Raw genomic sequence first — 26,377 nt, forward strand, 5'->3', positions numbered from 1 at the left:
CTTGCCGATGACTTTTTCCATCTCCTTTGGTAGACTAAAGAGGAAAGGAGAGATTACATATGCTTACAATGAAAGATGTTATTCGCGAAGGAGATCCTATTTTGCGCAACGTTGCAGAAGAGGTGTCCTTACCGGCAAGCGAAGAAGATACAACTACCTTAAAAGAAATGATTGAATTCGTAATAAATAGCCAAGATCCTGAAATGGCTGAAAAATATAGTTTACGCCCTGGAATCGGATTAGCGGCTCCGCAAATCGGTGTTTCAAAAAAAATGATTGCAGTTCATGTAACCGATGCGGATGGTACATTATATAGCCATGCATTATTCAATCCAAAAATCATTAGCCATTCTGTTGAACGTACATATTTACAGGGTGGTGAAGGCTGTCTATCTGTAGACCGCGAAGTACCTGGTTATGTTCCTCGTTATACAAGAATTACAGTAAAAGCAACTTCTATTAACGGAGAAGAAGTAAAATTACGTTTAAAAGGTTTACCAGCAATCGTATTTCAGCACGAGATTGACCATTTAAATGGCGTTATGTTCTATGACCATATCAATAAAGAAAATCCTTTTGCCGCTCCTGATGATTCCAAACCTCTAGAGCGATAATAATAAAAAGGCGGAAGTTAATCTTCCGCCTTTTTATTATGAAATGGGTTCCATATTCAGTTATAGCAATCCAGCCCACTTTAGTCCATGATATATACCGTCTTCATTAACATCCTTTGTCACATGATTTGCAAGTTTTTTCAAGTCTTCATGGCCATTTCCCATCACAATACCTGTGCCAACGGCTTCGATCATTTCTAAATCATTTAAGCCATCTCCAAATGCATACACTTGATCACGATTAAAACCTAACTTTTCAATGTATTTCTCAATTCCTTTTGCCTTAGAACCACCATTCGGAATGATATCCATTGAATATGCATGCCAACGAATAAAATGAAAATCTGGATAATGATTAATAAACTTTTCCTCTTCATTTACTTCACAAAAAAGTAGTGTTTGATAAATATTACGTTCCTCATAAAAATTAGGCTCATATGCTGGATGCTCAAAGTTTAAGCTTCCAAAGCCTTCTTTCACATAATCATGATATTCCACTGATGCTCTCATATCTTGATGGTCAAGATATACAAGTGGATATCCTTCTTGTTTTGCAAACTGAGTAAACTTATGTAAAGCATCTGGATGTAACGGATTATTAAATATTACCTCATCTTCAAAGACAACATATTGTCCATTAAAACTAACATAATTATGTATATCAAGTTCCTTACGAATATCTTCGAACATAAATGGCGCGCGCCCTGTCGCAATTGCTACATGTACACCTTTTTCTTGTAACTGTTTTACTGCATCTCGTGTAGATTGCGGAATTTTTTTATCATGATCTAATAATGTTCCATCAATATCAAAAAAGACAATTTTATCATTCATTTGTCAAAATCCTTTCTGGCACTCTATATTCCTATTTTGAATATCACTTTTCAAATTCTAAAAAAAAGTATAACATATTAAACATCTGTGAAGAAAGCGTTCCCTTTCTGACCTTATTTGTAAACTTTGCATATATATATTAGTAAAACATGTGGATACTTGTTCGTATGAATTTTCTTTTCCATTCTTCCTCATACTATACCTATAACTAACGGCTACTAATCGTTACTATAGAATAACTTTCACTGTATGGGAAAGGACAAGATTCACCATTCACTTTTGTCCTATCTCTTATATCAGAGATAGAGTTTTCACTAGTAATAGGCATGTTTAAAATAAGGAAAGGAAGGAGTAATCATGCTGAAGAAGCTGAAGAAAAAGCTCAAGCGTTATTTAAATGGTCTAGTCCGTAAAAAGACAGTCGCTTAAATTGTGCCCATTTCGGGCTTTTTCTTCATTCTCATTCGAAAAAACATGAAAATCGTGACTGTTTGCTTTATAATAAGTAACAGATAATGCAAAACATAGACAAGGAGAGGTTTTCCAAATGATTTTTAAAGTATTTTATCAAGAAAAATTAACTGAGGTTCCAGTACGTGAAAATACAAAAGTTTTATATTTAGAGGCTACGTCTGAAAAGGATGTTCGTACAAAATTAAATAAGTTCGCATATAATATCGAGTTTGTTCAGTCTGTTACTGGCGCTCATCTTGAATATGAAAAAGAAAACGCTGATTTAACATTAGCGGAAATCGTATAGCGATATGAAATTTCTAAAAAACGACCAAGTTGCTGTATTTGCTCTCGGTGGGCTTGGTGAAATCGGTAAAAATACATACGCTGTTCAATTTCAAGATGAAATTATTATAATTGATGCTGGAATTAAATTTCCAGAGGACGAACTTCTCGGAATCGATTATGTAATACCAGACTACACTTATTTTGTGCGAAACGAAGATAAAATTAAAGGGTTATTCATTACACATGGTCACGAAGATCATATCGGCGGAATCCCTTACCTATTACGTCAAGTGAACATTCCAATTTACGGCGGAAAATTAGCAATTGCACTCATCAAAAACAAACTAGAAGAACACGGCTTACTTCGTAAAGCAAAACTTTACGAGATTCAAGAAGATGACGTTATTAAATTCAAAAAAACGTCTGTATCCTTCTTCCGTACAACTCACAGTATTCCAGATTCGTACGGCGTTGTTGTGAAAACACCTCAAGGTCAAGTCGTTCATACAGGTGACTTCAAATTTGACTTCACACCAGTTGGTGAACCAGCTGATTTAACAAAAATGGCTGAAATCGGTAAAGATGGCGTACTATGTCTATTATCTGATAGTACGAACAGTGAAGTTCCAAACTTTACTATGTCTGAGCGTCGCGTTGGTGATAGCATTCAAGACATTTTCCGTAAAGTAGAAGGACGGATTATATTCGCAACCTTTGCATCAAATATTCACCGCTTACAACAAGTTGTTGAAGCTGCTGTTGAAAACAACCGTAAAGTAGCTGTGTTTGGTCGAAGTATGGAAGCAGCGATTGAAATTGGACAAAACCTTGGTTATATTCGTTGCCCGAAAGATACATTCATAGATGCATCTCAACTAAACCGCTTACCAGCTAATAAAGTTGTTATTTTATGTACAGGTAGTCAAGGTGAACCGATGGCAGCACTTTCACGTATTGCAAACGGTACACACCGCCAAATTCAAATTATTCCTGGAGATACAGTTGTTTTCTCTTCTTCACCAATTCCAGGAAATACAATTAGCGTAAGTCGTACAATTAACATGTTGTACCGCGCTGGCGCTGATGTAATTCATGGGAAACTTTCAAATATCCATACAAGTGGACACGGTGGACAAGAAGAACAAAAGTTAATGTTACGTCTAATTAAACCGAAGTACTTCATGCCAATTCATGGTGAATATCGTATGCAGCGTATGCACATGAACATAGCAAATGATTGTGGCATCCCTGAAGAAAATTGCTTCATTATGGATAATGGCGATGTTCTTGCTTTACGTTCGGATGAAGCTAGCGTAGCTGGAAAAATCCCATCTGGTTCGGTCTACATTGATGGAAACGGTATTGGAGATATTGGCAATATCGTATTACGCGATCGTCGTATCCTTTCTGAAGAAGGACTTGTAATTGTAGTTGTAAGCATTGATATGAAAGAATTTAAAGTTGCAGCAGGACCTGATATCATCTCACGCGGTTTCGTTTACATGCGTGAAAGTAGCGATTTAATCAATGATGCACAAACATTAATTACAACTCATTTAGAAAAAGTAATGGAGCGTAAAACAACACAATGGTCTGAAATTAAAAATGAAATTACAGACACATTAGCTCCATTCCTATATGAGAAAACGAAACGCCGTCCAATGATTTTACCAATCATTATGGAAATATAAGAAAAAGGACAATGCCATGAAGGCATTGTCCTTTTCTTTTCTCTTATCTTAAAAAGTGTTTAAATCGATCCACTTCATCGTCATGACCAATGACAATTAATATATCTCCTGCTTGAATATTCTCCGTAGCTCGAGGGGATACGATAACTTCTTTGCCTCGTTTAATTGCTACAATATTCAATCCAAACTTCGCACGAATATCTAATTCAATTAAAGAGTGCCCATCAATTTTTTTATTCGCAATAATCTCTACAATACTATGCTCATCTGAAAGCTCAAGGTAGTCTAGCACATTGCTTGATGCAATATTATTAGCAATCCTTTTTCCCATATCACGTTCTGGATGCACAATATGATCTGCACCTATTTTACTTAACACTTTTTCATGATAATCATTTTGAGCTTTTACAGTAATATTTTTTACACCCAACTCTTTCAAAATCAAAGTCGTTAAAATACTTGAATTTAAATTATCTCCAATAGCAACGACTACGTGATCAAAATTTCGAATACCAAGGCTTTTTAATACCATCTCATCTGTTGAATCTGCAATTACAGCATGCGAAGCTATATTTGCAAATTCATTAATTTTATCCTCATCTGAATCGATTGCCATTACTTCCATTCCTAATTGAGCTAATTCTCGGCAAATACTTCCACCAAAGCGACCAAGTCCAATGACAGCAAATTCTTTTTCTTTCTCACCCACGGGAATTCCTCCAATAACTTCAAGTACTATTTATTTTCAGTGTAACACACTTTATATGCGTCACAAAAACTGTAATTAGCTCTTATTTTTGTTTTTGTATATAAAAATATTGTTGCAAGTAAAAAGCGATACCAACAAGTAGCATAGCAAATACAAATATATTTCCAAAAGAACTAAATGTTTCAAAAACGAATAATAATGTTTCTTGACCAAAAAAGGCAAATAGAAGCTGTGTGAATGCAAATAACAACGCCCATATGTAATGATGTTGATGGAATAAATAATGCGTTGCACCTAAAAAAGCAATAAACGAAAAGATAAAGATCCACCAATTTCCTAAAAATAGTTGCCAATTAGAAAATTGATATCCATTTACTAATATCGCAATAAGCGCGATAACTACCATCGTCGGCACACTCCAAAATAATGCCCGTCCTCTAAAGAAACGAGTGCCTTTAACATCTCCTTTTTCATGTGCAATATATGTTAGTACTACTGTGCTTATATACAAAACAGAAAGAATTGTTAAAACGATAATAAGCCAAAAATGTAATTGATAATATTCATGCTCTATATTTGTCACGATTGCAGCTAACATGCACGGAATTAACATTCCCGTCCAACCATCTACTTTTCTTTCATTCCAAAAGACCGTATTACCAATCCTTATTCCTAACAACATAAAAATAATGATACCCAATACAAATAACGTAGTTTTATTCCCTACTAAACTCGTTGAAAAAGCAATTAATCCAATAAATAAAAAGAGCACAAACCCATTCATAATTTCTAGTACAGGTGATAAATATCTCTTCACCCATTTGTATGTTTCGTCATATTCATTATTATCTACTAGACGATAGGCATAAAAACTTATCCCAAAATAAACCGCCGCAATAATAACGTACGCATATAAGACGAAACATAAAATCGCACTGCTAATTTGCACGTAATTCCCCACCCTTTTTTCTATGTTTCACATTGATTTTACACACTTTTCATACTAAAAGTAAACATATATAAGTTAGTCAAATAATTAATAATGAGCAGTGGCTAACCCCCCTGCTCATTATTAAAACAGTACAATTAACTTTAATTCTTCCATTTGTATGTCAATGTCTAAAATCAATCTATACGAGCGTTACTTACACCTCAGAACAAAAAGTTTTTTGGAACCTTCAAGAAAGTGGAAGTTTTATTTTCTATTCCCTTTCCACTTTACATATTGGCTTAAAAATGTAATTGCCTTTTCAATCACTTCTTCGTCTGGTTTTAATTTTGCATGATGTAAACCATATTCTGAATTTACTCCAAGCCAAAACATAAATCCAGGGATTTCTCGAAGCATATAACCAAAATCTTCACCCGTCATTGCCTCAGTACATGTAATAACATTCATATCAGTTTGTTTATGTACAAATTCCATAAACTCTCTCGTTAACTCTTCATGGTTATATACTTGATGATACATTGCTCCGTAATCTATAATCGCCTCACACTGGAAAGAAGCTTCGATACCTGCAACAATTGACTCAATTCTGCTTTTCACACGCTTCATTGATTCCACTGATAATGTTCGAATCGTTCCTTCTAAACGAGATTTTTCTGCAATAATATTTTGAACCGTACCACCAGTAATTTTCCCGATTGTAATTACTGCACTATCAAGAGGATTTACATTGCGACTAATAACGGATTGAAGCTGTGTAACAAGATGACTCGCTGCAACAATCATGTCATTTGCAGTATGTGGATAGGCAGCATGGCCACCTTTCCCTTTTAAATCAATATATAATTCTGAAGTATTGGCAAATAACAGTCCTTCTTTCGTTGCAATTGTCCCCACAGCGTATTCTGGTGCAATATGAAGACCAAGAATTATATTTGGTTTCCATTCTTTTAACTCTTCACTTTCTAACATAGGAAGAGCACCGCCTGGTCCTTCTTCTGCTGGCTGGAATAGAAATACAAGGTCATCATCTATTCTTTCGCTCACAGCTTTCGTTAGAAGGCCTAAACCGATTGTTGTATGTACATCATGGCCACATGCATGCATCATTCCTTCATGAATAGAAGCAAACTCGTATCCAGTTTCCTCTGTAATTGGTAAACCGTCTATATCTGCACGATAACCTATTATTTTTTCGGGATTTTTTCCATTTACTTTAACGATTACACCCGTTTTCCATGTCTTCACTTCCACAAATTCATGAGAAAGTGTTCCTATATAATCTAAAATATACTGTTGTGTTTTCCATTCCTTAAATCCGATTTCTGGAATTCTATGTAGATCTCTACGAATTTGGACAAATTTGCTTACTGTCATTTTTGCACCTCTATCTATAAAAAGCGTAAGAGCCCATTTACGCTCTTACGCTTTTTTTACTTTTTATTTCTCTGGGTTTAATTGACGAAGCTCTTGTTTAATTTCTGTTTTTGCTTTTGTCTTCTCATCAATTTCTTTAATTACACGTGCTGGAGTACCTGCAACAACTGTGTATGGAGGCACATCTTCTGTTACAACAGCTCCCGCTGCTACAACTGCACCTTTACCTACTGTAACACCCTCTAAAACAACTACATTTGCACCGATTACTACATCATCTTCAACGATAACTGGTTTTGCAGAAGGTGGCTCAATAACACCTGCAAGTACAGCACCTGCACCTACGTGACAGTTTTTACCGACTGTTGCACGTCCACCAAGTACTGCGTTCATGTCGATCATAGAACCTTCACCAATTACAGCACCAATGTTAATTGTTGCATTCATCATAATTACAGCGTTGTCACCAATTTCAACATGGTCACGAATAATAGCACCTGGCTCGATGCGAGCTTTAATACCTTTTAAATCAAGCATTGGGATTGCAGAATTACGACGATCGTTTTCTACAACGTAGTCAACGATGTGCTTATTATTCTCATCAAGAATTGTCTTAATTTCAGACCATTCTCCGAATAATACACCTGATTTTTTATTCACAAATGCTTGTACTGTTTCAGGGAATGTTACTTCTTTTAAATCCCCTTTTATGTATACCTTTACAGGAGTTTTCTTTTCACTTTTTTGAATAAACGAAATAATTTCGTTAGCGTCCATCATTTTCATTCTTGTTGCCTCCTAAATCCATTTATAATGTTACTCTACCAAACGAAAGAGCGAGTAGCAAGATAATAATCTTATTTTCCCCTTTGAATTTCTTCTATAATTTCTAAAAATGCTTGTACTTGCTTCAACTGCCTTGCCGAGTCACTTGTTAACAACCATGTTTCTCTCGTCAGTTGAACAGGTGTTTTATACATATTTTCCTGTACTTCCTTTAAAACAGTAGAAGGTAAAAGGGCATAACCTATACCATTTAAAACAAGTTGTTTACATGTTTCAATTTGGTCAACTACAATCGTTCGCTTAGGCGGATTAGAAAATAAACCATACCACCAATTTTGTATTTGTCCATAATAAGTCGAGTCACTTTTAAATTGAATGAACGGTCTATTTGTTTCTTTTAACATCGAAATATCTTTTATTTCTTTATCAACTAAATACAGTTCATCTTCAAATAATTGTTGCTTCTGACCTTTATATTCTTGTGTTCCCCTCAGTATAGCAACATGCACGTCTCCTTCATAAAACTGCTTTTGCACTTCACTACTCCATCCAGTAAACAGCGATATCTTTACAGAAGGATATTTATGCACAAACTTTTTCAAAACAGGAGGGAGCCAATATTGACCAATAACTGATGCAACAGCTATTTTTAACGTTCCATGAGTTTCCGTTCTGAAAACAGCCAGCTCACTTTTTATATCTTCTTCCCTTTGCAACATTTCTTTGGCATAATTTGCAACTTTTTCCCCTTCAGGTGTAATTGTCAATCCTTTTTGTGAGCGAATAAAAAACTTCATTCCCCATTGTTTCTCCATAGATTGTAATCGTTGACTCAGCGCAGGTTGGGAAACAAATAAACGTTCCGCCGCTTTTCTCATATTTGATTCCTGAGCTAACACAACCATCATTTGAAAATCATCAATTTGCAACTTTCTCCCTCTTTCCTTAGCTTCCATACACCTTATTTCAATAAGCTTTTCATCCTTAATTTACCCGAATGCTTTCATTCAGAAAATACAATTGTCCAGCACAAACTTTCCTTATGTTTTATGTCTTTTTAAATATAATACATACACAAGTGATATGCACGAAAAAAAAGTGACTTCTTCGTTTCTATGAAGTCACTTTTTTCACTTTATCGATTATGTTGCCTTACTTTCTTATTCAACAATTTTAAAATAGCCCGACGTGTTAAAATCCCCTCAAAATAGCCTTCTTCATTAACAGCGCAAATAAAAGGATGATCAATTGTCATTTCTAAAGCCTTTGCAAATGAATCGTCTAATTTAAGAACAGGTATATCTTCTTTCATCACCTGCTCTACTTTCATATCATCGAGCCTTTCAAACTCAATACGTTCTAATCCTAACATACCATCTAATATCATGGCAGTACTAATCAAACCATGTAGTTTATACATTGGATCTAAGACAGGTATCGCTGAATATCCAGATTTTACAAGGACGAGTAAAGCATGTTCTAAACTATTTCCAATTTGGACATGAGCTACTTTTTCCGATGAAATCATTAAATCCTTCACAAGAATTTGTTGAAATTCGTCTTTCGGAATACTAATCATATTACATCCCCCATTTTCCCTTTTTCCTGCTTATGTTCACAACTCTATTCACATTTTATGACAGCGTTTTCATATTATTATTTTGTCCTAAATTTATTTCAATAAAAATACAATCACACAGCTATTTTAGCATACCGCACAAAAAAAAGACTACCATTCCGGTAGCGCTTAATACCCTTTATTTTTTAATCTGTAAAATAACCTTGTGATTTTTTTATATTGCATCACATCTGTCTGTTTCAAACCATTCTCAATATCTGTAAGTTCCACAGCTAAAATTTCACTTGCGTAATTTTGCTGAAATAAAATATCTAGTAGTAAACTTTCTTCTTCCTTCGTTAAAACAACTTCCCTTTGCATATACCCCTCTCCTTACACTCGCATCGTTACTCTTATTATATAAAAAATTCAACCTATTTAATAGATGTAATATTCAGTTTTCGTTTAAAGATATGTAACAATCGTACACATACAAAAAAATCATTTCGTATATCGATTTGCATAGCTAAACGCCGCATAAGCATCCGGCTTAATTTTTGCAGTTAATCCCATCGCTCGAATTTTTTCTGTCATATCTAAAATAAATTCTTTTGTTAAGCCATCATTCCCAATGTCTAAATGAATTTCCATTATGAATCCAGCCCCATCTTGAGCATAAGGATGCAATAACTCCCATATTGTTTGTATATGAGTAGGCGTAAATAGACATGCGATTTCTTGACTAAACTGCGTTTCTAAATATATTTTCTCACGTAAGGTCGCTGGCTTATCTTTTACTGATTTATGGTGTAAACAACCCCAGGCACCTTTTCCAACACGATGAATATGGATTGCTGTAATAAACCTCGTATCCTTTTGATGCGCTTGCGAGTCTGTCCCAATGGATAATCGATACAAATTTCGCGGATCCTTTTCAATGAAACTACAAATACGGTTAAAGACCATATCAAAATTTAAATGTCTCTCTGAAACATTGTAAAATTTATGTGCACCGTCCATAGAGTCACGTCCTTTCAATTAGACAGACTTTTCGTATTCTCATTGTATGGGACAAAAACTAAAATTATAACTTCCTATCCTTTATTCGTTTCAATATTTCGAATTACAAAGTGACAAACTTGGCACGTATAAATTACATTTTGATTAGATTGAGCCGTTAATACATGAATAATCTCAGCAGAACTTTGACAATTAGGACAAATCACAACTGGTAAACGTTCCATACGATAACCTCCTAGTTATATTTCTCCCGCTATTTGCAAAACCCAGCGATAGTGAGAAGTTTAGCTTCACATATTCACCCGGTTGACGGGACTAATTATCCACATGGATAAGCAAACTTGCACGGATTAAATTTTCATTTTAATACCATTGTAGGAAAAATAAAAAACTTCTATACATTATGCTAGAAAGTAATAGAACTAAAAAAGGTACTGCCATGTGGCAGTACCTTTTTTATATGTATCAAGAAATGATATCGTAAATCTCAATTGCAACCATGTCGATATTATCGAATTGATATACTTGAGGTTTTTCACCTTGTTGATACACTTCTAACTCATACATTTCACTTTTATCGAAAAATTTCACGCTACATTTGCGCTCACCGTTCACTTCAAAATAGCGTTGTGCTACTTCACCGCTTTCAGCTTGTTCTTGTAGACTAACAAGTCGAGTTAAAATTCCTTGGAGTAGAGACATGAAATCTCTCCTTTCTCTGATCTTCCTACCAATAGGTTTTACAGCTATACTCATTCTATCCGTCATAACAGAAAAAATGTTCCACACTCTAGGATAAAGGTTATTGGCCAGAAACTCAACTAAAAATTTGTCGAAATGCGAAGGAAAAAACAGAAAGAACATATTTCTCCTTCATTATTGCGGTTTTTATACTGGAAGAATATAATAAAAAACAGAAAAAAGGAGGAATTACAATGAAAAAAATTGAGGTTTATACACAACCCAATTGTCCGCCATGTGTTATTGTAAAAGAATTTTTGAAGCATAATAACGTTGCATATGAAGAATTTGACGTAAAAAAAGACGCTGCTGCTCGCAATCGTCTTTTAAACGACTATGATTCCTATTCAACTCCAACAGTCGTAATTGATGGCGAAGTAGTTGCAGGTTTTCAAATTGAAAAGTTACAACAACTACTCAATATAGAATAGGAATAGGAATAGGTAAATACCTATTCCTATTCTTATCCCGCTGTTTGTAGGTAGTAAAACTCCCACTAATTAAAAGTTTCACTTTATAATTGTTGCAATCTTTTTATTTCAGTTAAAAGTTCCTGACTTTCATGATATCCTGCTAACTTCCATTTATCTTGATCCCTTTTCAATGTTACAATTTGATATTGTCCACTTTTTGTCCGCTCGTATACATATAAATTTTTATGTTCTTCATCATACGACATTTTCGTTTCTGAATTAAAAGAAAACGGTGCTTCTTTTGCCGGAAGTAAATATTCACCACTTTGTTTATCACTTCTGCTATTTTCATCTGTAAATACTTGAAGGAAATTATCTGTAAAATACGGTGATAACGTCTCTATCATCTTATTCATCGGCAAATGCTTCCCACGAATTGAAAACTGGGTTTCATAGCCTTTTTGTATCGTTGTAAATACTTCTTTCCGATCGACTTCCACTTCCTCTTTTCCTAAAACAGTCGTAACACTATAACCAACTAGAAAGGCAACACATACAAATAGAACAAGCCATATTCCATATTTCCTCATTTTTTCACCTTCCTTTTAAAAGAACTTGTCTTTGTAGTATTCATTGTAACAATGATTATGCAAAGAAAGGACAGATTTCGTTCGTAAAATCTTTACAACGATAGACAGCATTTTCATCACCATTTTCACTATTACCAATTTATGATAAAAACAAACAAAAAATGCACGAATCTCTTCGTGCATTAAAATAAAACATCTTCTTCATATAAATATTCATAAGATAAATCTATAAATAAAAAGTTGTCATCATCAATCGGGAAAGAAAATGTTCGTACCATTTCTCCCGTTTCAATATCTGCATATAAATCTGAAAGCCTCGCCTTATTCTCAAAACGCATTTTCATTATATTCTCGAGAAAATACGGGCGCCAGCTCCAGTTCTTCATATAATAATCCGGCATCACAATCCATTCTCCATCTTTTTTCATAACATTTCCTGATTGTTGGAAACCATCTTCATTACAAATAAATATACGAAAACTACACTGTGATACACTTTGACTAAATTGTAATAACCAATCATTTATATCTTCATTCTTTTTTTGTTTTGATAAAACATCGCCAATGCGATCGCGTAACATCTCTGTTAAATTATAAATTTTTTGTAACTTCTTCTTTTCATGCTGAATAAACTGATGACATTCATTACCTAGTCGCTCTTTCAAAACATTCGTTTCAATAAAATCAGGTAAACATTCTTTTAAATAATTACCTTGATAATATCTTCCACCGTTCTTCCAAGCATATTGCAGTTGATAAAAAGCATCTATTTCTTCATATAATAAAGTTGCACCAATTCTTCTAGCAAGTAATGATAAAGAATATAAAATATCTTGATAAGATTGTAAAAGTGCTGTTTGCCTTAAGTTCGTTAAATCTACTTTTAAAATATCAGGTGCTAACACGCTAATACGCTCTAAATTACTTGTACCCGTTCCGACTTTATTAATCGAAATTTGAATACCATATGTACGATAATACATAAGCAAATGATTAAATTGCTCTATATCTTCTTTACATTCATGCTCTGTAATCTCTAAAACAATTTGTTTTAAATTTAAACCTTGTTCTTCATACCTCAATAAAAGTTGAAGCAAGCTTTCATCATCATCATTCATTAATACATTAGCATTCCGATGTATAAATAATAATAATTTTTGATCGCTTTCTAAATAACGATTTAAAGCTTTTTCTACTATAATATTATCCGCTTCCAGTTGAAATTCACTTGGAATCGAATCATCGTGAAAGAAAGAAGCTAAACTTTGTATGCCCTCTTCTGTTTGAATACGTCCTACTACTTCATATCCAATTACAGTATGCTCATCAGCACTAAAAATAGCTTGATAATAAGGAAGGACTTTATCCAAGTTACTCATTACATCTAATGCATCTATCAACGTGCTTCCCTCCCTTTACTTTTCAAAAATTATAACATGATATTTACGGAAAAATAATAAAAAATCCCTTCAGTTTTCCTGAAGGGATTAGAGGGGTAAAATGCTAAGGGGAATTAGCAATTCTACTATGAAGAAAAAAGAGGTCTTAAATATAACGTATATATGACCTCTTGTAAACACTTTTCTTTCATATGTCACAATTCCGTCACATTTAACCGTAAAAAAATGAATCAAACATTCATTTTTTTATCCCTTTTAAAATGGATATTGATGTAAATGTTGTCCTCCATCCATTGTCATGCAAGTTCCATTTATGTACGCAGCTTCATCTGAGCATAAATAATAAGCTAGACCAGCGATTTCTTCTGGCGTACCCAGCCTTCCAAGCGGAACACTTTGTATCGTACGCTTAGCCATTTCTTCTGAAATCCATAATTTATCAGCACCGCCCGTACGTTCAATTGGTCCTGGAGCGATAGCGTTAACTCGTATTCCATATTTACGTCCCCACTCAACAGCGAGCGTCTTCGTCATCGCTAATACTCCTGCCTTCGCTGCAGCCGAATGAATAACTCCTGGACCTGCATCCCATGCATATGTTGCTACCATGTTAATGATATTCCCTTTTATACCTTTTTCAATCCAATATTTTCCGACAGCATGGCTACAGTAAAATGTACCGTTTAATACAATATTAATGACCGAATTCCAGCCATTCACGGATAAATCTTCTGCTGGACAAATAAAGTTTCCAGCTGCATTATTTATTAAAACATCAATTCGACCAAACTTCTCATCAATCTGTTCAATCATTTTCTGAATGTCATCCGTATTTCTTACATCCATTTGTACAGGTAATACTTGCCCTGGAAATTGTTCAATTTCCAACTTTGTTTCCTCTAGTTTTTCTTTTGTACGTCCTGTAATAACAACTCGTGCCCCTTCTTTTGCAAAGCGAGTCGCCATTCCTTTTCCCATTCCACTCGATCCACCTGTTATAATAACTACCTTTTCTTTCACATACATCCCCTCCAAAAAAATGAATACACATTCATTTTATCACTTTATTTAATAGAAATCTTTATATTTTTAAACTTTTCTGATATTTTAATGTAAAGAACTTTCTTTTTATTCATTTTTTTCGTAATCTATACTAATTTTTTATTATGTAAAGTATATTTTTAAATAAACTGAAAGGAGATTTGAGTAGCCTGTAAATGGAATAAAAACATTGAGGTATACTCATATTTTTATGACGCACATTACAAGAAGAAATTTTTTAAAAATTGGTATGCGTACTTGTCTCTATTCATTTATAACCAGTGGCATCGGATACTACTATGCTAAATATATAGAACCCCATTTCATTTCTTTTACACAGCACACATTAAAATCACAACTCATCCCAAAAAGTTTTCATGGTATGAAAATTCTTCAATTCAGCGATTTACATCTCGGATACTATTTCTCGCTTCAACATTTATCTCAAGTTGTTTCTAAAATTAATGCTGTAAATCCAGATATTGTCCTTTTTACCGGAGATCTCATTGATAATTATCAAACGTATACTGACACTCCTTTTGTCGCGTCCATTTTAAAAAATATACAAGCCCCCTTCGGTAAATTCGCTATTTATGGTAACCATGATCACGGTGGATATGGAACTGAATACTATGAGCACATCATGCGTGAATCAGGATTTGAACTATTGCTAAATAGTAAAAAAAGAATTCGTCTAATGGATAATAGTGAAATTTCTATTTTCGGTCTCGATGATATACTACTAGGCAAACCAAAAATAGAGAAAACATTACAACATGCACGGCAAAATACTTATAACATCGTTCTTGTTCACGAGCCAGATATCGCGCCGCAAATTTCCAAATATCCAATCAACTTGCAACTTTCTGGTCATAGCCATGGCGGACAAGTACAAATTCCTTTTTTAGGGGCTATTATTACACCATCACTCGCCAAAGACTATATTGAAGGCTTCTATACGATGCAGGATTTAACTCTCTATGTCAATCGAGGCCTCGGAAGAACACGTGTCCCATTTCGTTTCATGTCAAAACCTGAAATCACAATTTTCACACTCCAACATTCGTAATAATTCGCCTATTTTCTTACATATCCTTTCTTGTACGCGCTCATCCATGTTTCGTTTACCATATGATAAAAGTGAGTCCAATAAAGGAGGTATGTTCATGTATCCATATTATCAACCAATTCCAGTCCGTTCAGCACCTATTGGTCCAGTAGGCGACTCACGCTTCTTCCCGTTTTTTGGCGTTCCCTTTCTAGCTGGAATTGCTGGTGGATTGCTCGGCGGAGCATTAGCTTTCGGCCCTCGACCATTTTATCCACCTTATCCACCACCTTTCCCGCCGCCAGCACCTTATCCTTGTTACGGTGGACCATGTCAGCAACCCTACTATTACTAGGTTAAAGTAACGATTCTTTCAAATATTATTCTCTCAACGAGCCATCTCATTACACGCTTATAATAAAACTATTGTTTCTACTCATCCTTCTATTTTTGGAGCATATGAGTAGAAAAAAGTAAAAACCTCTTATGGACATAAGAGGTTTTTACTTTTTTTCATTATTCAGCGTCTGTATTTTGATACGCCATCTTAAACAACTTCACTTGGCTATCAATTTCTTCTGTACTACCATTAATAACATAATAGTAATCACCATCTTTATTTTGTTCACGTGTTTTCACATTATCAGCTAATATAAGCTGTAAAATCGCCTTAATTCGTGCCTTCATTTCAATATCTAATATCGGGAAAGATATTTCCACTCGCTTCTCCATATTTCGCGTCATCAAATCAGCTGAAGATAAATATATTTTCTCCTCCCCATTATGATGGAAATAATAAATACGGCTATGTTCTAAATATCTTCCAACAACACTAACTACACGAATATTTTCACTTACATTTGGAATACCAGGTCGTAGGCAACATGTTCCTCGAACAATGAGCTCTACCTTTACTCCAGCTTGTGATGCTTCGTACATTTTTTTTATTAACGGTTTATCTGTTAATGAATTCATCTTAGCGATAATATATCCATTTCCATATTGCCTATGATAACGGATTTCTTCATCTATTAAATCCATAAATTGCTCTCTTATATCAAATGGAGCAACCGATAAATGATGAAAATGTGGCTTTGTTGTATAACCACTTAAATAATTAAAGAAATTGGTTGCATCGACCCCAAAATCTTTTCTTGATGTAATATATCCAAAATCAGTATATAACTTCGCTGTTGCATCATTATAGTTCCCAGTTCCGAGATGTACGAACCTTTCGATTTTTCCGTTTTTTCTCCTTACAACTAGCGTAATTTTACTATGTGTTTTCAAGTGACTGACACCGTAAATAACATGACAGCCTGCCTGTTCCAATTCTTTAGCCCAGTGAACATTGTTTTCTTCATCAAACCTTGCCTTTAATTCAACTAATACCGTCACTTGTTTTCCCTTTTCAGCCGCTATCTTTAACGCCTGAATAATCGGTGAATCACCACTTACACGATATAACGTTTGTTTAATCGCAAGTACATTCGGATCGTCTGCCGCATCACGGACAAAATCAACTACCGGCTGAAATGATTCAAAAGGATGATGTAATAAAATATCATGCTCAATTGCTTTTTCAAATACATCTTCTTCATCACCTAAATCTTGAGGCGGTTGCGGAATAAGAGCTGGATATACAAGATGTTCATATAAAGGAGCTAGTTTTTTATATAAAGAAAACAAACATGTTAAATCTAATGGGCCATCCATTATATATACATCTTCATCTTTTACTTCCAGAACCTCATATAATAACGCTAATACTCTTTCATCAATGTGTTCTTTCCCAACTTCTAAACGTACAGCAGCCCCCCACTTACGCTTTTTTAATTCTTTTTCAATTACCTTTAATAAATCTCTCGCACCTTCTTCATGAATCGTTAAATCTGCATTGCGTGTAATACGGAAACGAGTAACAGATGATACTGTATATCCCGTAAATAATTTATGAGTAAAGCTACTAATTACGTCTTCTAATAAAATAAATTTATGCTTTTGCCCTTCACTCGGTAAAATTATGAAGCGCTCAAGTAATGAAGGAACTTGCACAATCCCTAACTTCGTCCTGTTTTCTTCTTCTGCTTGCTTCTCATCATATAAAAGAGTAGCCAAATTCAAACTTTTGTTTAATAACATTGGAAATGGGCGATATGCATCAATAGCTACAGGAGTTAACACCGGAAAAATTTGCTCGTCAAAATACTCTTCTATAAATTCTCGCTGCTCTTTCGTCAAATCATTGAATGTTAAACGTTCAATTCCCTCTAACTCAAGCGCTGGTAATACATAATTTTTAAATGTATCATATTGTACTGTCATTAGTGCATGGGCTTTTATCGCAATTTTATTTAATTGCTTTTTCGGTGTTAAGCCAGCTTTATTTTCTGGTTGATTAAATCCAGCACTCACTTGATCCTTTAATCCCGCTACACGTACCATAAAAAATTCATCTAAATTCGAACTAAAAATACTAATAAATTTCAATCTTTCCAAAAGTGGATTATTTGCATCTTGCGCTTCTTGTAAGACACGTTCATTAAATGCTAACCAACTTAACTCTCGATTATTGTAATAAGCTGTATCATTTAAATTTACTGCATTCCCCTTCAATAATTCCATTCTCTTCACACTTCCCCTTGAAACTTTTTTACTATAATTTAGTTAATTTCATTTTATCAAATTACAATATTACAAAGTGTAAATTTTTCGTAAAGACATCCGTACAACCCTAATGTTTTAGTTCAAATAATAAATTAATATTCGTTTTTAATACTCTTTCTAACTGTTTTTTTTGTTTTTCAGCTTGTACTTTTTCTGCTAATGCCGATTGTTCACATAAAACTTTAAACGTTAATCCCTCTTCGCTTTCTGTTATAGATATGGTATCAATAAGCGATCGTTGCCTTACATTTAAAGTAGCTGAAAATTGTAAAACAGCTCCTAACAGGCGGATTTTTTTTTGTTCGCTTTTATCAAACCAACCTTCAAATGGAGATAAATGTTGTTTAAATAACATTTTTGATTTATACGATGCAATAAGCGCTAGCCTTACTCGATCTTTATGCATCATGCCATCAATTGTCTTATTCGCTAATAAATAAAACGTATGTAAACGGCTTGCTTCTTCGTCTATATATTTGCCTATATTAAATACTTTCGCAGCTTGATGGAACACTTCCCAGTCTTTTACTGACATAGAAATAAGCCCTATTTCCTCAAGTTGTTTGCAAATTAGTCTTCCATGTTTAATAAGTTGAATAACAAATTCCATGTCCATTTCGTATTCATGTGATAGTAAATGCAAACTTTCTTCAACTACGTTCGGATAATATGAAATCCCCAAATCTTTTGTCAACTCTTCATAGAAAACACCTTCTCTTAACCCTTTTCTACTTAATACAAATGCCGGTGCCTCTATAACATGAACAAGTGTATGAAATACTTCAACCGCTGGAATAATCGTATCTGCTCGATCTTTTGCTAATCCTTCCAATTTCTGAAGTTCTATGAACGACAATTTTTCCAATTCCTCTTTTACACTTTCAACATCTTCTTCTTTCATCTTGTATAAATGTAATCCTGCTATAGGATAACATATTAAATTTTGATGGATTTTTACTAAGTTCCTAGCACTACCACCAATTGCAATAAGAGGCAATTTCTTATTGATTAACCATGGTAACGTTCGAAATTGAAACTCTAAATACTGTTGCATTCCCTCTAACTCATCTTTAGTAGGAATATCACCTTTAATAAATTGTTGCTTTAAAGAAAGTGCCCCAAAAGGAAAACTATGGTACTCTAAAATCTCTCTATTTCTAAAGTATGTAACTTCCGTACTTCCCCCACCAATATCTACCGTTATTCCTTCTGAAAACGATGTAGAATTCATAACCGCCAGGTATCCGTAACGCGCTTCCTCATACTCTGATAATACTCTAAGAGTAAAGTCCGTTTGTCCTTCAACAAGCTTTTTAATTTCCTCTTGATTCTCCGACTGTCTAATTGTTGCTGTTGCAACACAAAGTACATGATGCAACTGATGGAATCTTGTACTTTCTTGAAATTGAAATAATGTCTGTAATAATACTTCTATTCCCTCTTCATTCAATACACCATCAATTAAGTAATTCCTTAACCTAGCAACAACTTTCGTATTTTCAATCTCTTTATAAAAACCTCCATTTTGCTTTTCATAAATAACTAAACGCATTGTATTAGATCCAATATCTATAATGGCATACTGTTGTTTTAATATTTCTTTCAAACTTCTCACTCTTTCATTATCAAATTTCAAAAACATATTCTATTACTATTATACAAAATAGTTGTTTTTTGTAACAATATTGCTTTAATATTGAAAATATATACAATCACTTTTTGCGTATAATAAATACCTATTTTATTTATGGTATAATAATGAAAAATTGAAAGGAGATTCAATATGAAACCTTCACAACCACAATCTCAATTACAAAACCAACATTCTATTAATCGACTAGCTCAATCTATTTTCGTTGTGAATCGTCATGCTAAAGCAGCTACTAATCCTAAATATTTATACTGGTTAAAAAAGACAGCTTTAGAACGTTTGATTGCTGAAAAAAAAGCAATTAAAGAAGGATTGCATTTTTCTAGAAACCCACGTTTTAGCCAACAACAATCTGATGTCCTTATACGTTTAGGCGATTATTTTTTCCACATCCCTCCTACGAAAGAAGATTTTCGAATTCTACCGCATCTTGGTCATCTTGAATCCTCCTATCGAAATCCGAAAACAACCTTATCTTTAACAGTAGCAAAAAAAACACTTCAAGATTATATTGGTCCTGAAGCATTAAAACAAGAAAAAAAATTAAGTGAGCCTGTTCCATGGTATAGTCGTACTTATACAAAAAAATAAAACAGTTTGGCCAAGTGTAGGCCAAACTGTTTTATTTTTTCTCTTCTTTAATTTTAATATTTGCTTGTTTATAAAAAGCTACTTTTTCTGTATTATAAGACTTTGTAAATTCATTAAATTTATCTTTTTCTGACTCAATATCCTTATAAGATTGATTTACTACTTTTACTTTTTCACTAATATCTTTTAATTTAGTACCTTTATCTTGTAACATTGTATATAACTCTTTTTCTTGTTTTAAAGATTTGTTATAGCTGTCATACATTTTATTAAATGAATCGTGGCGTTTCTCATACGTGCTTTTCACTTTATCAGCTTGATCTTTCAATTTCTTATCTTCAATTTTCTTCACATACTTATCAGCTGACTTCACTTCTTCTTGCGCTTTATTTAAAACTTCTTTTTCTTTTGTAAGCACTTTTTCTCGTTCAGTTGTATTTTTCACTGCTTGATTCAGTTTTTCTTTAACAGTTTGATTATTATCTTTTCCTTCTTGAACAATCTGGTTATATAATTCTTGTCCTTCTTTCTCTAAAGTCTCAAGTTTTTTTGCATCTTCAAACATTGTTTTTTCTTGTTTAGCAGCGTTTTCAAACGCTACATATAATTCTTCTTCTGGTTTCGGACCGAAACAACCGGCTAATAAAATCATTGATAATGTAGTTACAATTGCTAATTTACTATATTTCAACATCTCTTCCTCCTACTTATAAACGACCATCGTGTAATATAAAAAAGTTATAAAATATGTAATTGTTCTATACACTCGCATCTTTTTTACGAAGATCATTAATATTGTTTGTACAAATTATTACTTGATATTACATTATTCTTTTTGAATTATTTAGCAATTCCATATCCATTTTTAAGTATACTACTTCGTGTTTTTTAAGGCCTGTTCACACTATGTATTACTTTAATATCCACGGAATTTCACCTCAGTCTTAATAAGACTATAATAGTTCACCTGATAAAAGGTGATCGCTCCGCTCTCACGTCTATCATTCCCTTTCCAGCTTTCTATCAATTAATCTCTTTGTTCATTTTACACAGTACAATCGATATCTCGCAACAACTTACAAATATTCTTTTCATTTCCTAAAAAGGAAAAGTGTAGAGCTTGCTTTCCTCTACACTTTTAAAATAAAACACACTGTGCAAATTGCATTGGCACTACCATCATAATTATATGCTTATTTCATATATTTTTAAAGACTTTTATTACAAATGTGGCGTTTTTTTGTAATAAAAGTCAAAAAAATGTTACAAATAAAACATCTTCCTATCATATATCTTCAAATCAAAGCTTCACTCATTTTCTTGCAAATTTCTATACTGGTACAATTGATTTTGCGACTTTCTCAACAGTTCTTCAAACGTTTTTCCTTCTACTGGATAGCTAGCTGCTCCAAATAAAAGAGTGATACTGAGTAAATCACCTTCTATTTCACTTTCAATATTTTTCATTAATCGTTTTGTTATTGTTGATGTTTCATGACCATTATCAATTGCTACAATAACGTACTTATTTTCATCCCACTTTGTAACAACATCGCCCTTCCGAATTGTCTTTACAATGGTACTCTCTAATTTTTGTACTAACACTCCCAACTTTTTTTCTTGCAACGTGTCTTTTAACCCTTCCCATTCTTTTACAGAAAGAATGTACACTGTAATATTACGAGAATCTCTTTCAGATAAAGCAGCTACTTTCCCAAAAAAATCAACAACAAAATCATTGCTTGCCATTCCTCCTACTTCCATACCCATACGCTCGTTTGTTCTTTTATCGTACCAATGTCCAAAATAATAACTTAGTATCATTTGCAATATATAAATAATAAAGACGGTATAAAATGATCGTGAATCCAGTTTTGCAATTACATCCTGAAGTGCAATCCATTCTGTAACTGCCACAGTATTGCCAAGCAATAATCCACTAATTTTCCCTTTATGTTTCATACTTTTCCCCCTTTTATACCAATATATGTTTCTATATCAATAATGTTTTTCTACAAAATAAAAAATGTACATATGCAATGTACATTTCTGCTTAAGCTTGTATACCTTTTCTACTCTATTTCATATATATAATATATAACTTTTATAGAAAGGAGTAATCTATATGCTACAAAAAGAGAATCTATCAGATGCTATGCGTTTGCTAGCTGGTTTTCTATTATCATTAAAATTATTATTTACCTCTTTCGGGATACACTTTATTACAAACGATCAAATCGACGCTATTGTTAATGTTGTTTCATTTTTATTTATTCTATACTTTGGCTACAAAAATAACTATGTAGGAAAAAAAGGAATGGAGCAAAAGAAAATACTCAAAAAACACAACCTTCACTAAAAAAGGAACCTTTTGTACAGGTTCCTTTTTATCATTGACGCACAACAACTTCATTTGTTTGCAGTGGGCCATATGATATCTCTTTATCTTGAAATGTATATGTAGCCTGAAAGAATGTTTGTTTAAGAGCTTTATCTTTATTAGCTTTTATTTTACAACGTAGTTCCACCTTCTCATTCGGTAACAAATCATCAATTCGCCATCTAACAAGCTGGAATAAAAACTCACTTATCCCCTTATCAACTTTTAAAGAATTAGGAATATAAGCAAAGTAATCTCGAATCATATGACTTACAACAACTCTCGAAATCATTTCTACCCCTTTATTTTCCACTTCAATTCTCATAATAAGTATGTCGTTTACATCGTAGGTCAATTCATACGAAAATTGTTCTGTATACATACTACCAATTTGTAATGTAACGGCTACTTGAGGAAATTCGTTTTCCTTTTTCGATCCGTCAATCCACAATACTGGTTGTAGCGGTATTGAATACTTTCCTGTATCCGAAATTCGTCCCCATATTTTCATAATATATATTCACCTCATTTCAGATGTAACATACACACAATGAATTCCCCAAATTCCTAAAGCTTGCTACAAGCAATGTTTAATATTTCTCTTCCTTTTATCCTATTCGACAATATGAAGAAAAAACCATTTTTCATCTATTAACAGAAGGTGTTCTTTATGAAATTTTTTTACAATTTACTTCATTCCCTTCATAGCAATATTCGTATGGCTCACTCGTTCTCTACTCATACGAAAGAATATTTTGACGGAAGAAAAAATTTGCCTTATAGTCAAATTTGACTATAATATTCTTTATGGCATATAAGTGCACTTATGGAAAAGAAATTAACATCAACTATACATTTAAATTTTTTATCCACTGCACTCAAAATTTAATATAGTTTACTTATTTCTAAAGGAGGGTTATATTTGGAAACTCCACCATTAAAAAAAGAAGCCAACAAGACAAAATTTGTTGTTGCTGGTTTACTGCTTGGTATATTAATGGCCGCAATGGATAATACAATCGTTGCAACCGCAATGGCAACAATCGTTGGAGACCTGGGAGGATTTGATAAGTTTGTTTGGGTCACATCAGCTTATATGGTAGCAACAATGGCAGGGATGCCTATCTTCGGGAAACTTTCTGATATGTACGGGCGGAAACGTTTTTATATTGGTGGCCTCATTCTTTTCTTATTCGGTTCTGCGCTCTGCGGAACAGCTTCAAGCATTGAGCAATTAAGTATTTATAGAGCTATTCAAGGGATCGGTGGTGGTGCCCTTATGCCTATCGCCTTCACAATTATGTACGATATCTTCCCACCAGAAAAACGCGGGAAGATGACAGGACTATTCGGTGCCGTTTTCGGGACATCTAGTGTATTCGGTCCTTTATTAGGTGCTTATATTACAGACTATATAAGTTGGCATTGGGTCTTCTATATCAATATTCCATTAGGACTTATCTCCTTTTTCTTCATTACTAAATACTACAGTGAGTCTCTAGAATTTAGAAAACAAAAAATTGATTGGGCTGGTGCTATTACACTTGTCATAAGTATCGTTTGCTTAATGTTCGCATTAGAACTTGGTGGTAAGGAATATGCCTGGAATTCTACTGTAATTATTGGCTTATTTACAACAGTAGTTATTACGCTTATTATTTTCTTCTTTGTAGAACGAAAAGCAACCGAGCCTATTATTTCATTCCATCTATTTAAAAAACCTTTATTCGCAGCTAGTCAAGGAGTTGCCTTTTTCTATGGTGCCGCTTTCATTATCTGTACAGTTTATATTCCAATCTTCATTCAAGGCGTCCTTGGAGGTTCCGCCTCTAATGCTGGATTAATTTTAACACCAATGATGGTTGGTTCTGTAATTGGAAGTCAAACGGGAGGACAATTAGCTTCTCGAACAAGCTATCGTAACATTATGATGGTATCTGGTGTCTTCTTCGTTCTTGGTATTTATTTATTAAGTACTTTAACAATGGACACACCTCGTTTACTCGTAACACTATTTATGATTCTCGCTGGGCTTGGTGTTGGTTTCTCATTCTCAGTATTAAGTATGTCTTCTATTCACAAGTTGGAAATGCGGGACCGTGGTTCGGCGACATCAACAAACTCATTCTTCCGATCACTCGGTATGACTCTTGGTGTAACGATTTTTGGTACAATTCAAAATCATATTTTTACAGATAAACTAAACTCTGTATTCCCCCCTGAACTAGCAAAATTAGCTCCAAAAGGCGGAGACACAAGTTTCTTATTATCACCAGGCGCTACCGCAAAAATTCCTGCTGAAATATTAGCGGGTATTAAGGAAGCTCTCGCTACATCTATTGCGAACACATTCTTCTGGGCACTCATCCCGGCTGTACTAAGTATTATTTGTATTTTACTTATGGGAAATGAACGCCTCTTTACAGGCCCTAAAAAGAAAGAAAAACAAAAGCAAGTTAGTTAATATAAAAAAGAAGCGGCATATCCCTTTATGAAAAAGGATATGCCGTTTATAATATGGATAAAGTTTTTATATACAGGAGTTGAGACAGCATGAGCATGAAATTAGTCATTCTCGGCTTGCTACTCGAAGGAGATAAACATCCATATGAAGTGCAGCATATTATGAAAGAACGACAAATGGATTGTTACATTAAATATGCTAAAGGATCACTTTATTACGCCTTCGAGCAATTAGAAAAGCAAGGGGCAATTCATATTACAAGTGTAATTAGAGACACAAATCGACCTGACAAAACGATTTTTCATATAACAGAAGAAGGCAAAAAACTATTCCACACTTTACTATTAAAACAATTCGAAGCCAAAAACCAAATATATAAACCTATTTATTCAGCCTTATCTTTCGCTCACTTTAGCAATGATCACGAATTAGTTCCTATTTTAGAAAAAAAGAAAAACGATACTCTTCAATATTTACATACTATGCAAACGATATATGATTGTAATAAAGGAAAGGTTCCACGTGCACAACTATATATTTTGCAAAGTGTAATTGAGCATATTACAGTTGAATTACAATGGCTAAACACCCTCCTTAAAGATGCTATAGCAGGCCGACTTTCAGAAGTTGCTATAGATGAAGATTGAGCTATGAAAGAAGACATCCCTACTTCTTTCATAGCTCAATTTCTCTTTTCATACTGTAATATTATTCGTTACTCCAGAATACAAAAAGTCAGAATACTAAGAAATAAAAACTTTAGAATTTTCTTATTTTAAAACAGTAGACAAAATTCCAAAAATTATGTTAAAATTTGTTTCAATATCATATCGCTTGTTAAATTCCTTTCAAAAGGAAAATAGGTACACGAAAGTTTTGTTTCGTGTTTAAAAGGGAAGCTTGGTGAAACTCCAACACGGTCCCGCCACTGTAAATGCTGAGATTTCTTTTTGGTGCCACTGTGAAAACGGGAAGGTAAAAGAAATTATATGAAGCATAAGTCAGGAGACCTGCCTGTTTTAACAACACTGATAGATTCACGGATGATGATGAGGTGTTAAAACAAAAAGGAAGGCTTATTTTCTATGTCTTTGTACTTTTTGTTATAGGTA

At 33.8% G+C, this 26,377-nt stretch carries 29 protein-coding genes and 1 riboswitch; of the genes, 10 read left to right on the top strand and 19 right to left on the bottom strand.

Features of this window, described 5'->3' with window-relative positions:
* Positions 1-59: 59 nt before the first annotated feature.
* The gene (def, locus tag C3Y97_RS20080) at positions 60-614 is read left to right on the top strand and encodes a peptide deformylase (RefSeq protein WP_000957048.1); all 555 of its coding nucleotides are present in this window, start codon (positions 60-62) and stop codon (positions 612-614) included.
* A 60-nt stretch (positions 615-674) separates the two neighbouring features.
* Here the strand turns inward: def and C3Y97_RS20085 are convergent, their stop codons facing one another.
* Positions 675-1,448 (bottom strand): Cof-type HAD-IIB family hydrolase, encoded by a 774-nt coding sequence (locus C3Y97_RS20085; protein WP_000998268.1) that lies wholly within the window; start codon positions 1,446-1,448, stop codon positions 675-677.
* Between the two features lie 547 nt (positions 1,449-1,995).
* On the opposite strand from C3Y97_RS20085, the gene C3Y97_RS20095 reads away from it, so the two are divergent.
* Both C3Y97_RS20095 and rnjA read left to right on the top strand, forming a co-directional pair.
* Positions 1,996-2,208, top strand: a complete 213-nt coding sequence (locus tag C3Y97_RS20095; RefSeq protein ID WP_000576435.1) for a DNA-dependent RNA polymerase subunit epsilon — start codon at positions 1,996-1,998, stop codon at positions 2,206-2,208.
* Between the two features lie 4 nt (positions 2,209-2,212).
* Positions 2,213-3,880: a ribonuclease J1 gene (rnjA, locus tag C3Y97_RS20100; protein WP_000670377.1), complete on the top strand. Its 1,668-nt coding sequence runs from the start codon at positions 2,213-2,215 to the stop codon at positions 3,878-3,880.
* A gap of 43 nt (positions 3,881-3,923) precedes the next feature.
* Here rnjA and C3Y97_RS20105 read toward each other — a convergent pair whose 3' ends face one another.
* The 10 genes from C3Y97_RS20105 to C3Y97_RS20145 all read right to left on the bottom strand — a co-directional run bounded on the left by C3Y97_RS20105 (position 3,924) and on the right by C3Y97_RS20145 (position 10,981).
* Positions 3,924-4,589, bottom strand: a complete 666-nt coding sequence (locus tag C3Y97_RS20105; RefSeq protein ID WP_000504032.1) for a potassium channel family protein — start codon at positions 4,587-4,589, stop codon at positions 3,924-3,926.
* 82 nt (positions 4,590-4,671) lie between these two features.
* A complete protein-coding gene (locus tag C3Y97_RS20110; RefSeq protein WP_136363618.1) occupies positions 4,672-5,538 on the bottom strand; it encodes a cytochrome C oxidase assembly protein in 867 nt (288 codons plus the stop codon).
* Positions 5,539-5,784: 246 nt separating this feature from the next.
* Positions 5,785-6,915: an N-acetyldiaminopimelate deacetylase gene (locus tag C3Y97_RS20115; protein ID WP_000218672.1), complete on the bottom strand. Its 1,131-nt coding sequence runs from the start codon at positions 6,913-6,915 to the stop codon at positions 5,785-5,787.
* Between the two features lie 63 nt (positions 6,916-6,978).
* Positions 6,979-7,701, bottom strand: coding sequence for a 2,3,4,5-tetrahydropyridine-2,6-dicarboxylate N-acetyltransferase (gene dapD / locus C3Y97_RS20120; RefSeq protein WP_000783241.1), 723 nt, complete (start codon positions 7,699-7,701; stop codon positions 6,979-6,981).
* A gap of 71 nt (positions 7,702-7,772) precedes the next feature.
* Positions 7,773-8,657, bottom strand: coding sequence for a transcriptional regulator CcpC (locus C3Y97_RS20125; protein WP_002026259.1), 885 nt, complete (start codon positions 8,655-8,657; stop codon positions 7,773-7,775).
* Between the two features lie 179 nt (positions 8,658-8,836).
* On the bottom strand, positions 8,837-9,280 hold the full coding sequence (cbpB, locus tag C3Y97_RS20130; protein ID WP_000623579.1) for a cyclic-di-AMP-binding protein CbpB: 444 nt from the start codon (positions 9,278-9,280) through the stop codon (positions 8,837-8,839).
* A 168-nt stretch (positions 9,281-9,448) separates the two neighbouring features.
* Complete coding sequence (gene abbA / locus C3Y97_RS20135) at positions 9,449-9,640, bottom strand: antirepressor AbbA (protein ID WP_001188692.1); 192 nt, start codon at positions 9,638-9,640, stop codon at positions 9,449-9,451.
* 120 nt (positions 9,641-9,760) lie between these two features.
* Positions 9,761-10,279 carry a ribonuclease H-like YkuK family protein gene (locus C3Y97_RS20140; RefSeq protein WP_000348488.1) on the bottom strand — a complete coding sequence of 173 codons (519 nt, stop codon included), beginning with the start codon at positions 10,277-10,279 and terminating at the stop codon, positions 9,761-9,763.
* A gap of 74 nt (positions 10,280-10,353) precedes the next feature.
* Entirely contained in the window at positions 10,354-10,503 is a 150-nt protein-coding gene (locus tag C3Y97_RS27900) for a hypothetical protein (protein WP_000440540.1), read from the bottom strand.
* A gap of 241 nt (positions 10,504-10,744) precedes the next feature.
* Positions 10,745-10,981 carry a YkuJ family protein gene (locus tag C3Y97_RS20145; protein WP_000055151.1) on the bottom strand — a complete coding sequence of 79 codons (237 nt, stop codon included), beginning with the start codon at positions 10,979-10,981 and terminating at the stop codon, positions 10,745-10,747.
* Positions 10,982-11,214: 233 nt separating this feature from the next.
* On the opposite strand from C3Y97_RS20145, the gene C3Y97_RS20150 reads away from it, so the two are divergent.
* Positions 11,215-11,451 carry a glutaredoxin family protein gene (locus C3Y97_RS20150; RefSeq protein WP_098910970.1) on the top strand — a complete coding sequence of 79 codons (237 nt, stop codon included), beginning with the start codon at positions 11,215-11,217 and terminating at the stop codon, positions 11,449-11,451.
* 83 nt (positions 11,452-11,534) lie between these two features.
* Here the strand turns inward: C3Y97_RS20150 and C3Y97_RS20155 are convergent, their stop codons facing one another.
* The 3 genes from C3Y97_RS20155 to fadH form a co-directional block, all read right to left on the bottom strand.
* Positions 11,535-12,023, bottom strand: a complete 489-nt coding sequence (locus tag C3Y97_RS20155) for a DUF3993 domain-containing protein (RefSeq protein ID WP_001233804.1) — start codon at positions 12,021-12,023, stop codon at positions 11,535-11,537.
* Positions 12,024-12,205: 182 nt separating this feature from the next.
* Positions 12,206-13,423 carry an EAL domain-containing protein gene (locus C3Y97_RS20160; RefSeq protein WP_000564306.1) on the bottom strand — a complete coding sequence of 406 codons (1,218 nt, stop codon included), beginning with the start codon at positions 13,421-13,423 and terminating at the stop codon, positions 12,206-12,208.
* Positions 13,424-13,678: 255 nt separating this feature from the next.
* A complete protein-coding gene (gene fadH / locus C3Y97_RS20165; RefSeq protein ID WP_000660913.1) occupies positions 13,679-14,443 on the bottom strand; it encodes a 2,4-dienoyl-CoA reductase in 765 nt (254 codons plus the stop codon).
* Between the two features lie 232 nt (positions 14,444-14,675).
* Between fadH and C3Y97_RS20170 the strand changes: the two genes are divergently transcribed.
* Entirely contained in the window at positions 14,676-15,533 is an 858-nt protein-coding gene (locus C3Y97_RS20170) for a metallophosphoesterase (RefSeq protein ID WP_002026257.1), read from the top strand.
* Between the two features lie 97 nt (positions 15,534-15,630).
* A complete protein-coding gene (locus tag C3Y97_RS20175; protein WP_000283738.1) occupies positions 15,631-15,867 on the top strand; it encodes a hypothetical protein in 237 nt (78 codons plus the stop codon).
* Between the two features lie 161 nt (positions 15,868-16,028).
* On the opposite strand, the gene C3Y97_RS20180 is transcribed toward C3Y97_RS20175, so the two are convergent.
* Both C3Y97_RS20180 and C3Y97_RS20185 read right to left on the bottom strand, forming a co-directional pair.
* A complete protein-coding gene (locus C3Y97_RS20180) occupies positions 16,029-18,137 on the bottom strand; it encodes a polyphosphate kinase (RefSeq protein ID WP_000421678.1) in 2,109 nt (702 codons plus the stop codon).
* Between the two features lie 109 nt (positions 18,138-18,246).
* The gene (locus C3Y97_RS20185; RefSeq protein ID WP_002198132.1) at positions 18,247-19,821 is read right to left on the bottom strand and encodes a Ppx/GppA family phosphatase; all 1,575 of its coding nucleotides are present in this window, start codon (positions 19,819-19,821) and stop codon (positions 18,247-18,249) included.
* A 141-nt stretch (positions 19,822-19,962) separates the two neighbouring features.
* On the opposite strand from C3Y97_RS20185, the gene C3Y97_RS20190 reads away from it, so the two are divergent.
* Positions 19,963-20,421 (top strand): YkyB family protein, encoded by a 459-nt coding sequence (locus C3Y97_RS20190; protein WP_000804864.1) that lies wholly within the window; start codon positions 19,963-19,965, stop codon positions 20,419-20,421.
* 31 nt (positions 20,422-20,452) lie between these two features.
* Here C3Y97_RS20190 and C3Y97_RS20195 read toward each other — a convergent pair whose 3' ends face one another.
* On the bottom strand, positions 20,453-21,115 hold the full coding sequence (locus C3Y97_RS20195; RefSeq protein ID WP_000922498.1) for a YkyA family protein: 663 nt from the start codon (positions 21,113-21,115) through the stop codon (positions 20,453-20,455).
* A gap of 614 nt (positions 21,116-21,729) precedes the next feature.
* A complete protein-coding gene (locus C3Y97_RS20200) occupies positions 21,730-22,383 on the bottom strand; it encodes a diguanylate cyclase domain-containing protein (RefSeq protein WP_063220780.1) in 654 nt (217 codons plus the stop codon).
* 163 nt (positions 22,384-22,546) lie between these two features.
* Between C3Y97_RS20200 and C3Y97_RS20205 the strand changes: the two genes are divergently transcribed.
* Positions 22,547-22,780 carry an SPP1 phage holin family protein gene (locus tag C3Y97_RS20205; protein ID WP_000939448.1) on the top strand — a complete coding sequence of 78 codons (234 nt, stop codon included), beginning with the start codon at positions 22,547-22,549 and terminating at the stop codon, positions 22,778-22,780.
* A gap of 31 nt (positions 22,781-22,811) precedes the next feature.
* Here the strand turns inward: C3Y97_RS20205 and C3Y97_RS20210 are convergent, their stop codons facing one another.
* On the bottom strand, positions 22,812-23,312 hold the full coding sequence (locus C3Y97_RS20210) for a hypothetical protein (protein ID WP_000708120.1): 501 nt from the start codon (positions 23,310-23,312) through the stop codon (positions 22,812-22,814).
* 486 nt (positions 23,313-23,798) lie between these two features.
* Here C3Y97_RS20210 and C3Y97_RS20215 point away from each other — a divergent pair, with 486 nt between their 5' ends.
* Positions 23,799-25,265, top strand: a complete 1,467-nt coding sequence (locus C3Y97_RS20215; RefSeq protein ID WP_440046573.1) for an MDR family MFS transporter — start codon at positions 23,799-23,801, stop codon at positions 25,263-25,265.
* 89 nt (positions 25,266-25,354) lie between these two features.
* Positions 25,355-25,912 carry a PadR family transcriptional regulator gene (locus C3Y97_RS20220; RefSeq protein WP_000062067.1) on the top strand — a complete coding sequence of 186 codons (558 nt, stop codon included), beginning with the start codon at positions 25,355-25,357 and terminating at the stop codon, positions 25,910-25,912.
* 197 nt (positions 25,913-26,109) lie between these two features.
* Positions 26,110-26,297: riboswitch (cobalamin riboswitch) on the top strand.
* The last annotated feature ends 80 nt before the right edge of the window (positions 26,298-26,377 follow it).

The sequence above is a fragment of the Bacillus sp. DU-106 genome (assembly GCF_004799705.1).
Lineage (GTDB): Bacteria > Bacillota > Bacilli > Bacillales > Bacillaceae_G > Bacillus_A > Bacillus_A cereus.